This window comes from Anoxybacillus kestanbolensis, from assembly GCF_001996285.1.
Lineage (GTDB): Bacteria > Bacillota > Bacilli > Bacillales > Anoxybacillaceae > Anoxybacillus > Anoxybacillus kestanbolensis_A.
In genome coordinates, this window is sequence record NZ_MQAD01000024.1 from 71,936 (window position 1) to 81,512 (window position 9,577).

At 41.1% G+C, this 9,577-nt stretch carries 7 protein-coding genes and 2 pseudogenes; 7 read left to right on the forward strand and 2 right to left on the reverse strand.

Translation table 11 applies throughout. From position 1 onward, the window contains the following. Positions 1-355 precede the first annotated feature (355 nt). Together BO219_RS11870 and BO219_RS11875 are read left to right on the forward strand one after the other, a co-directional pair. Entirely contained in the window at positions 356-1,846 is a 1,491-nt protein-coding gene (locus BO219_RS11870) for a malate:quinone oxidoreductase (protein ID WP_077429680.1), read from the forward strand. Between the two features lie 90 nt (positions 1,847-1,936). After that, positions 1,937-2,116, forward strand: coding sequence for a hypothetical protein (locus BO219_RS11875; RefSeq protein ID WP_043966531.1), 180 nt, complete (start codon positions 1,937-1,939; stop codon positions 2,114-2,116). 287 nt (positions 2,117-2,403) lie between these two features. On the opposite strand, the pseudogene BO219_RS11880 reads toward BO219_RS11875, so the two are convergent. Then, positions 2,404-3,838: pseudogene (locus tag BO219_RS11880) on the reverse strand (IS6 family transposase). 304 nt (positions 3,839-4,142) lie between these two features. On the opposite strand from BO219_RS11880, the gene BO219_RS11885 reads away from it, so the two are divergent. From BO219_RS11885 to BO219_RS11905, 5 genes are all read left to right on the forward strand, one after another. Beyond that, complete coding sequence (locus BO219_RS11885) at positions 4,143-4,553, forward strand: RrF2 family transcriptional regulator (protein WP_033024993.1); 411 nt, start codon at positions 4,143-4,145, stop codon at positions 4,551-4,553. Between the two features lie 115 nt (positions 4,554-4,668). Continuing rightward, entirely contained in the window at positions 4,669-5,781 is a 1,113-nt protein-coding gene (gene mnmA / locus BO219_RS11890) for a tRNA 2-thiouridine(34) synthase MnmA (protein WP_077429681.1), read from the forward strand. 233 nt (positions 5,782-6,014) lie between these two features. Then, positions 6,015-6,959, forward strand: a complete 945-nt coding sequence (locus BO219_RS11895) for an LLM class oxidoreductase (RefSeq protein WP_077429682.1) — start codon at positions 6,015-6,017, stop codon at positions 6,957-6,959. Positions 6,960-7,021: 62 nt separating this feature from the next. Further along, complete coding sequence (locus BO219_RS11900) at positions 7,022-7,666, forward strand: SDR family oxidoreductase (RefSeq protein ID WP_077429683.1); 645 nt, start codon at positions 7,022-7,024, stop codon at positions 7,664-7,666. Between the two features lie 33 nt (positions 7,667-7,699). After that, complete coding sequence (locus BO219_RS11905) at positions 7,700-8,548, forward strand: sugar phosphate isomerase/epimerase family protein (protein WP_077429684.1); 849 nt, start codon at positions 7,700-7,702, stop codon at positions 8,546-8,548. A gap of 477 nt (positions 8,549-9,025) precedes the next feature. On the opposite strand, the pseudogene BO219_RS11910 reads toward BO219_RS11905, so the two are convergent. Continuing rightward, a pseudogene (locus BO219_RS11910) lies at positions 9,026-9,490 on the reverse strand (IS66 family transposase); the annotation flags it as partial. Between the last annotated feature and the right edge of the window lie 87 nt (positions 9,491-9,577).

Consider the following 9,577-nt stretch of genomic DNA (forward strand, 5'->3'; position numbering starts at 1 on the left):
TATCATGAACAGTCAAAAACCTTCTTGTAATATATGTCGAGAAATGTCGGATACATTATGTGTTTATTATAACATGAAGAAGTTAGATTTCGTTTGTATTTTCAGAAAAATATTTAGAACGATGCACCTTTCCAAAAATAAAGCTAGCAAAATATCAAATCATTTTGTAAAATCATTAAAAAAAGAATATTTTTTCTTTTTGTCGAACATATGTAAGTGTATTTGTAATCATTTAATTATATAAACACGTTTGTAATCATGCAGAATAATAGTGACATACTATAATTTAAATGTGTTATAATAAATATGGAGGAATTTTTTTGGTCGAATGGATGAACATTTAGGGGGTTCAATGATGAAAACAGATGTGATTTTAATTGGTGCGGGGATTATGAGTGCGACATTAGGGACATTGTTGAAAGAGTTAGCGCCAGAGTGGGAAATTACGGTGTTTGAAAGACTTGATCAACCGGCAGATGAAAGCTCGAATGAATGGAACAATGCCGGAACCGGTCATGCTGCACTTTGTGAACTAAACTACACAGTAGAGAAGGCGGACGGATCAATTGATGTAAGCAAAGCGATCAAAATTAACGAACAGTTTCAAGAGTCGCTCCAATTTTGGTCTTATCTCGTTCAAAATAAGCACATTCGCAACCCGAAGGACTTTGTTATGCCAATTCCGCATATGAGTTTCGTGCAAGGGGAAGAAAATGTTGCGTTTTTGAAGAAGCGGTTTGAACAGATGGTGGATAATCCTTTGTTTAAAGGGATGGAGTTTTCTGACGATCCGCAAAAATTAAAAGAGTGGATTCCGCTAATGATGGAAGACCGCATCGTGACAGAACCGATTGCAGCGACGCGGATTGAAGCGGGAACGGACGTCAACTTTGGCGCTTTAACGCGCATGTTATTTGAACATTTAGAGCATAAACATGTGAATTTGTATTATAAGCATCATGTAGAGGATATGAAACGAACAAGTGACAACTTATGGGAAGTAAAAGTGCGCAATTTAGCGACTGGTGAAGTTGGAGTTCATCACGCGAAGTTCGTCTTTATCGGGGCTGGTGGCGGAAGCCTACATTTGTTACAAAAGTCAGGTATCCCTGAAGGAAAAGGAATCGGTGGCTTCCCAGTAAGCGGACTATTTATGGTGTGCAACAATCCAGACATTATCGCGCAACATCATGCGAAAGTGTACGGCAAAGCGAAAGTTGGGGCACCTCCAATGTCTGTTCCACATCTCGATACACGTTTTATTGACGGTAAAAAAATGTTATTGTTCGGGCCGTTCGCTGGCTTTTCGCCGAAGTTTTTAAAGAACGGATCGATGTTCGATTTAATTACGTCTGTTAAGCCACATAATGTGTTGACGATGCTCGCGGCAGGAGCGAAAAACATGGCGTTGACAAAATATTTAATTGAACAAGTCATGTTATCGAAAGAACAACGGATGGAAGAATTGCGCGAATTTATCCCGCATGCGAAAAGTGAAGATTGGGATGTCATTATTGCTGGTCAGCGTGTACAAGTCATTAAAGATACCGAAGCAGGCGGCAAAGGCACGCTTCAATTCGGTACGGAAGTTGTTGCCGCCCATGACGGCTCGGTTGCTGCTTTACTCGGTGCATCACCAGGTGCTTCAACAGCTGTTCACGTCATGCTTGAAGTGATTGAAAAATGCTTCCCGAACGAAATGAAACAATGGGAAGCGAAAATTAAAGAGATGATCCCATCATATGGTGTATCGCTAATGAAAAACGAAGCGCTTTTACGCGATGTCCAAACGCTCGCTGCTCAAACGCTTGGCCTAAAAGAAAATATGCCACTTCAAATTGCATAAACATAAAAGGCGGAAGTCGGTGGACTTCTGTCTTTTTTTGTAGCGATCGTGCATGCATTTGTTATAATGGGGGAAAAGGGGGATGAGTGAATGATTTACCTTTGCTTTGTGGTTTTACCGATTATCGCAGGTTTATGGTTTTTTAATTTGGCATTGCTGTTGAAAAAATTGCACCAAGGCCGTGATATTCATAACGAAACGGTGTTAGGTACAGTGTACACAGCGATTTTTGTTTTTTTCTTTATGTACGTATGGATTGGGATGTTATAAACGAGAAAAAAATACTTTTGATTTTTAGTTGCAAAATGCAAATAATAAGCTGTAATAAAAGGTAGTGTCAAAACATCTATGAAAAGTCCTTTTTGAATTCCTTTTTAAGGTATTCAAAGAGGATGATGGCATCGGATTCGCCCTTGACCAACACTCGCCAAAGGAGAGAAACGGTCAGTAAGGGCAAGGGCGGGAAAGAAGGGCATAGGAAAGCAGCCCTTGCCCTATCCTGATTTTACCTTTGGCGAGGTTCGGATGGTCAAGGGTTCGCTTCGCCGAATCCGTCCTTAGGACGCTACTTGTTGTGCCAACATCTCTTGCGCCATGGCGATCAACTTCGCATGTGTGGGAGGCTCTCCAACGCTGGGATGACGACAGGTGCTCGTTTTTCTAGGGCACTATGTGGGCGTAAGAAGTTAAAATACGCCACAAAGAGCGTGACAAAGGAAACGGAGCCTTCTTCTGCACCAAATCCATGAGTGGGTCGGTAGTTGCCTTTAAACGTTCGATTGAATCGTTCAATGATCTGTTTGAGTGGTCGATATTCCTCGGACACGGGATCCTCATTTGTCAGTCCGATGACTTGGCGGACATCGAAAGAAATTCCGTGTTGGGCGAAAAAGTGCTGAGCTAACAAGTAAATTGGATTGCCATCCACGAAGAAAGACAAGTCTTCAGGAATCGACGGTAGCTTTTTGAGGACATCATCGATCGCACGGATGGCAGAGAATGTATCCCGATTGGGGGAGACCCGATAAGACAGCACGATCTTTTTCACGGCATCAAACATAAAGAACAAGTAATGCCAGTGCCCTTTGACGCGAATATACGTCTCGTCGCCGCAGAAGGATCCAGATAACTCATACGGAAAACGATCGACAAAAGGCTTGACGATCAGCGCAACACTATTGGCATAGTTGATGACCGTTTGGTGAGAAATTGACAACCCATGGACGTCTTTCATGATACTCGCTGTTTTCCGCGCAGAGAGTCCATAGTTGACGTGATACGTCAAGATCAGCCCGAGCGTGTGAGAGGACACCGAAAGACGAGATACATCCACTTTGGTCTTGATCGGCGACGATGGCGCCAACGGCTTGAAATCAAAGAGAAACTCGCGATAAAGATAGCGAACTTTAAAGGCATACGGTGCGTGTTGAAACTGTTCTTTTTCTTGAGGTGTCATCCGCCGCAAGTTTGCTTGGTAAAACGAACAATCATCATTTTTGTATTTATGGATGTAATAATCGTTGCGCTCTTTGATTTTCTCGAGTGTCTTTAAACAATGTGGGCACCGAAAAATCACTTCTTTGGCAAAACGGCTGCGATGGTTGAAACGGCAATGGCATACTTTGCATTGATACTGACCTTTGCCTCCGTTGTTGGCGTACACGTACGCAGAAGGAGCTTGGCATTGTGGACACGTCAATGTATCTGGAACCGTGGTTTTTGTGTTTGCGTGCCTTTTAATCGGTTTCAATGGTTTCCCGTGTTGTTGTTCGTATTCGACCAGAAGTTGACGATAATCCAAACGCGGAAGCGTTTCGATGACAGGCAGTTCATCGACTTGGAGTTTCTGATACGATTGATTCACAGGCTCTTCGTCATCCCAGTTTGTGAGGGACTTTCCAAAAAGTACACCTAGTAAATAAATAATGATTTGATATTGGATCTTGATTAGTAAATAATGATTTGATATTGGATCTTGATTATTTGAAGCATTTTGATTAATAATTGAGGTAACAAGCTTGTCACTCCTTTGTTTAGGTAGTTGGGTGTGGGGTTACCTCAATCGTACCAAAAACGGTAGGGGTGGCAAGCTTTTTTTGTCGCGAACTGCAGAAGATCAATAAAAACTTAGGGTATGCCTTTAAAACTTTTGACAATACCAAGCTCTTGGGGGAAGTGTGAAGATGAAAATTGAAGATATATAATGACAACACTCGAAACTGAAGGACTTTAGAAAATTTGCAATTGACAATATCAACTGTAATCATTATTATTACAGTTAGGAGGAAGGTTCATTATGAATAGCGATTTTTCGATTGCCGTTCACTGCGTCACTTACCTAGCCCAAAAACAAAGCCAACGAGTGACCAGTGAAGACATTGCCCAAAGTGTTTCTGTCCACCCAGCAAGATTAAGGAAAATTTTGAGCATATTAAGGAAAGAAAATATTATTACTTCTAAAGAAGGGGCAAAAGGCGGATTCTCTTTAAACGATTCACCGGAACATATTACGTTAGACAAAATATTTAAAATCACTAGTGAGGAAACGCTTGTACCGAAATGCCCTGATTCCAATGAGAATTGTCCAATAGGCAGAAACCTATCAAATATACTCATTCGCGTTTTTCACAATGCGGAAGAACACTTTTTAAATTATTTAAAAGGTGTAACGATCAAAGATATCATTGATGAAATCAATAGTAGTTAGGTTTTCATGCCTGAAACAAAAGTACGACTAATGTTTTTATGTTAGTTATGCTCCATCAATTTTTTTTGAACATAACTGTAACAAAAAATATTTCAGTTTAAGAAGGTGAATAAGGTTGAAGAAAAAACGGGTTGTCGTTGGAATGTCGGGTGGTGTTGATTCCTCTGTGGCGGCCTACCTTTTAAAACATGAGGGGTATGACGTAATCGGTGTATTTATGAAAAATTGGGATGACACCAATGACGATGGTGTATGTACAGCAACGGAAGATTACGAAGATGTTAAGAGAGTTGCCAATCAACTCGGGATCCCTTATTACAGTGTGAACTTCGAAAAAGAATATTGGGATCATGTGTTTGCGTACTTTATAGATGAGTTGAAACGAGGGCGAACACCAAATCCAGATGTTTTATGCAATACAGAAATTAAGTTTAAAGCGTTTGTTGACTACGCTCTTTCACTAGATGCTGATTATATCGCGACAGGCCATTACGCAAGAATCAGTAGAGAAAATGGCCAAATCGCCTTATTGCGTGGAAAGGATCCCAATAAAGATCAAACGTATTTTCTTAGCCAATTAACAGCAGAGCATTTGTCAAAAGTCCTGTTTCCTATTGGAGAATTAACGAAAGATGAAGTACGAAAAATCGCTCAAGAATTGAACCTTGTTAACGCCAGTAAAAAAGATAGTACAGGAATCTGTTTTATTGGAGAAAGAAATTTCAAAAGCTTTTTAAAGAATTATTTACCGGCACAGCCCGGAGAAATTCGTTCTCTAGATGGAGAAGTGCTAGGTACTCATGATGGGTTGATGTACTATACGATTGGTCAACGAAAAGGACTTGGAATCGGTGGAAAAGGAACAGGGGAACCTTGGTATGTCGTCGATAAAGATTTAGAAAACAACGTTTTACTCGTCACTCAAGGCAAAAATCATCCTGCTCTGTTTTCTACCGGTCTTATTGCATCGAACATCAGCTTTATTAACGGGGATGTTCGTCCACGTACATTTGCATGTACAGCTAAATTCAGATACCGTCAAGAAGATCAGAAAGTAACCGTTCATATTCGTCCGAATGGAACGGCTTTTGTGGAATTCGAAAAACCAGTTAAATCTGTTACTCCAGGACAAGTAGCGGTATTTTATGACAATGATGTTTGTCTTGGCAGTGCGATTATTGACGAAGTGATAAAAATGGATGCTTCAACTGCCACTGCGGCATCTTAAAACAATACACTATTTGACTATAGAATGACACCCTGTATGCACGCTATCTTGTCAGGAACAATAAGTGCTGTGATAAGGAATAAATCGTGGGGAATTTTATCGGCTATCATACAAAGAGTAACTACAAAACATCATACTGAATCATCTTTAAGATATTTTATGTTTTTATGGAACTTTTTTACAGATACAATGAAATTAAAAAAATTAAAAAATAATTGGAAGGTAGATGTGAAATGGAAAAATTTAAAAATCACAAAGGATATTCACGTATGTATCAAGAAAACAAACTAACTTTAGGATTGTTCTTTCCGATTGAATCGTATATGGGCGATGTCCCTGAGATGAATATAGAAAAGCAAATGAAGTTAGCCAAGCGAGCAGAAGAACTCAATTTCGCTTCATTATTTGTGAGAGATGTACCGTTGCGCGATCCTGATTTCGGAGATGTCGGGCAAATATATGACCCGTTTACGTATTTAGGGTATGTTGCTGCCAACACAGAAAAGATTGCCTTGGGAACGGGAAGTATTATTTTAACATTGCGCCATCCTCTTCATGTCGCAAAAGCGGCGGCTTCTGTAGACAGATTATCTGGTGAAAGACTTATTCTCGGTGTCGCAACAGGTGACCGTCCAATCGAGTTTCCAGCGTTCGCTGTGAATCCAGAAGATCGGAGCGAATTATTCCGAGAAGCAGTGGCTGTCATAAGAAAAGCATGGAAAGAGCATTTTCCGACCATTGACTCTACACGAGTTCATCTAGCCAATGGAGATCTTTTACCAAAACCGAAATTGTCAGACATCCCATTAATGGTGACAGGTCACAGCGGACAGTCTCCTGAATGGATTGCTGAGAATAGTGATGGTTGGATTTACTATCCACGCGGACTCAAATTTCAAAAGATGTTAATTGATAATTGGCGTTCGTTAACAGACGAATTTAAGCCGTTTACCCAATCGCTTTATATTGATTTAACGGAAGACCCAAATCATGCACCAATCCCGATTCATCTTGGATTCCGTACGGGGCGAAATTTCGTTATCGAATTTCTTGCAGCTTTACAGGATGCAGGTGTGAACCATGTCATCATCAATTTGAAATATGGCCAACGTCCAGTAGAAGAAGTGATCGAAGAATTAGGTGAATTTGTGCTTCCACACTTTCCGGCTTTATCATGATGGGGACAATCCATTTGGTTGATGACTTTTAAAGACGTAAATATAAGAAAGGGAGGATGCGTATGAAAGTTTTGGTCATTGGCGCCAACGGAAAAGTAGGTCAACAAGTGGTGAGCATGTTTCATGCGCATGAGCGACACACCGTTCGTGCAATGGTTCGAAAACAAGAGCAATTGGAGGCTTTTCAGAAAAAAGGAATTGAAGCGGTGCTCGCTGATCTTGAAGGTACTGTCGATGAAATTGCCGAAGCAGCCAAAGGCTTTGACGCGATCGTATTCTCTGCCGGTTCAGGTGGACACACAGGAGCGGATAAGACATTGCTTGTCGATTTAGACGGTGCCGTAAAAGCGATGGAAGCTGCAGAAAAAGTCGGAATTAAACGATTTGTCATGGTGAGCTCATTCCAGGCCCACAACCGTGAGAACTGGCCAGAAAACCTCAAACCTTATTATGTCGCTAAACATTATGCTGACCGTATGTTAATGAATAGTGGTTTAAATTATACGATTATTCGTCCTGGATATCTTCTTAATGAAAAAGGCACAGGGTTGGTTACTGTAGCAGAAAACTTAAATGTCGGGAGCATTCCACGTGAAGATGTAGCAAGAACAATCGTTCAATCTCTTGATGAACCAAATACGTATAAAAAAGCATTCGATTTAATGTCGGGGGATATAGAGATTGCGGAAGCATTGAAATCACTGTAATGAAGCATTCATCCGAAGGGAGAATTTAGAAACATGACTTACAAATTTTATGCAATGGATTTTGCTTTTTATAACTCCATGGGCATTTATAGCTTTGAAGCTCGGTGTGAAATGCTAAAAGAGATCGGGTATGATGCGACCCATTTATCCGTCTGGCACGGTGAACGGTGGGGAGATGTAGAGAAGCTCAAAAACGTTAAGGAGAAATATGGGCTGGATGTCGCTGGCGTGTACGTTGTGTTAGACCTTTCATTAGGTGAGGACCACCCAAGAAATACAGGTATTTTAAAAATGCTGGAGATCATGGAAGGATGCTCTACGGTCGAACTGGCGATTCAATCTGTCGGACATCATATACGCCCTTCAGACCCTAAAGGGGACGACATCGCTGTGAAGTGGCTGGAAAAAGCACTGAAGATTGCGGAACGAAGAAACGTTAATATCTTACTTTACACACACTTATCATTCTGGGTTGAACGCCATGAAGATGCAGTAAGACTTTGCAAGCGTCTCAATCATCCTAATCTCGGCATTGTATTTTGCGGCTACCATTGGTACGCAGTCGATGGAACAAACCTATTAGGTACGCTTAGAGCGGTATCCCCTTACTTAAAACAAGTAAACATTTCTGGCAGCCGCCGAGATCCTCACGGTTTTGGGGGAGTGGCGACAATCGAGCCTTTGGATGTCGGAGAGTTAGATAATTTTGCGTTGCTTGGACAGCTTAAAAAGATAGGCTATAATGGGATGATTGGCTACCAAGGTTGGGGTGAAGGAGGCGACGCTTACAGCAAGCTAAGCCGTTCACTCAAAGCGTTCCGCGATATGGAGCGTAGACTTGAGGCACACCCACATTGGGCAGATTTAAGATTAACTCCATAATCATTCCTTCATCCGCCCCTTTGATTGACTCGTTTAAAGAATTACAGGTTGACTAAATAATAATACCTGTCAAATAGATACGTATAAAAGAGTGAACCTTATACAGCAAGAGTTCGGCATTCCACCGGACTCTTGCTGTATTTTGTTTATATTCGTTTTTCGTTATAGTTGGATAAAGATGAGATGAATAAGGGATACATAACAGATATCAGCTTCATCGAATTGAAGCTCCAATCTTGATTCTAATGTTAAATGGGGTAATCGGATTATCGTGTGGAAAATTCGATTATTAAATAGTTGTCCAAGAATCATAATTCGGATAGTCGTGTGGAATTCTTCCTATCTGGATTTCTCTTCATATTTTACCTTGTATTACAAGACTAATGAAGGTATACTAAATTATAGTAACTATTCATCCCGATAGTAGTATGTAAAGAAGCGCAACACAAATAGGGCATCCCCGTAATAGAAAATGCCCTAAGTGGTAGAAAGAACACGATCGAGCGTTTCGCCTGTCAACAGAAGACATAACGAATCCCACACGTTTTTTTCGTGTTTCGTCAGTGTGGAAACGATGCTTCTTGTGATACAAAAAGACTGGGCGAATGTTTCTTCGCGAAACGTACCCGAGATGTTCTCTTTGACTTTGACCATGCGAAGATCGCGTTCGGCTTGGTTGTTATCAAAGGGAACATGTACTTCACGTAAGAAACGCAGTGCTTCTTCCTTTCGTTTTTGAAGGCGTCGAACAAAAGCGAGTGCTTTTTTCGGAAGAGGCGTCTTCGCTTCCAATCGGTGTTGTGCTCTTTCTAGGATGCGATCATACACTCGTTCCCACCGTCTCGCTTCTTCTTCGGAAAGTGCACCGTGATGGGCTTCGACGGCTTGCTTGGCGGCTAACAGAAACGTGGTCATGCGCATCGCCCACGTATGCCCTTGTTTGGAAATGCTAATTTAACTATGTACAAAAATGATTGTTTAAAGCTATATAGTTTCTCTCATTGCCTTAGGGCAACTTTACATGGAGAG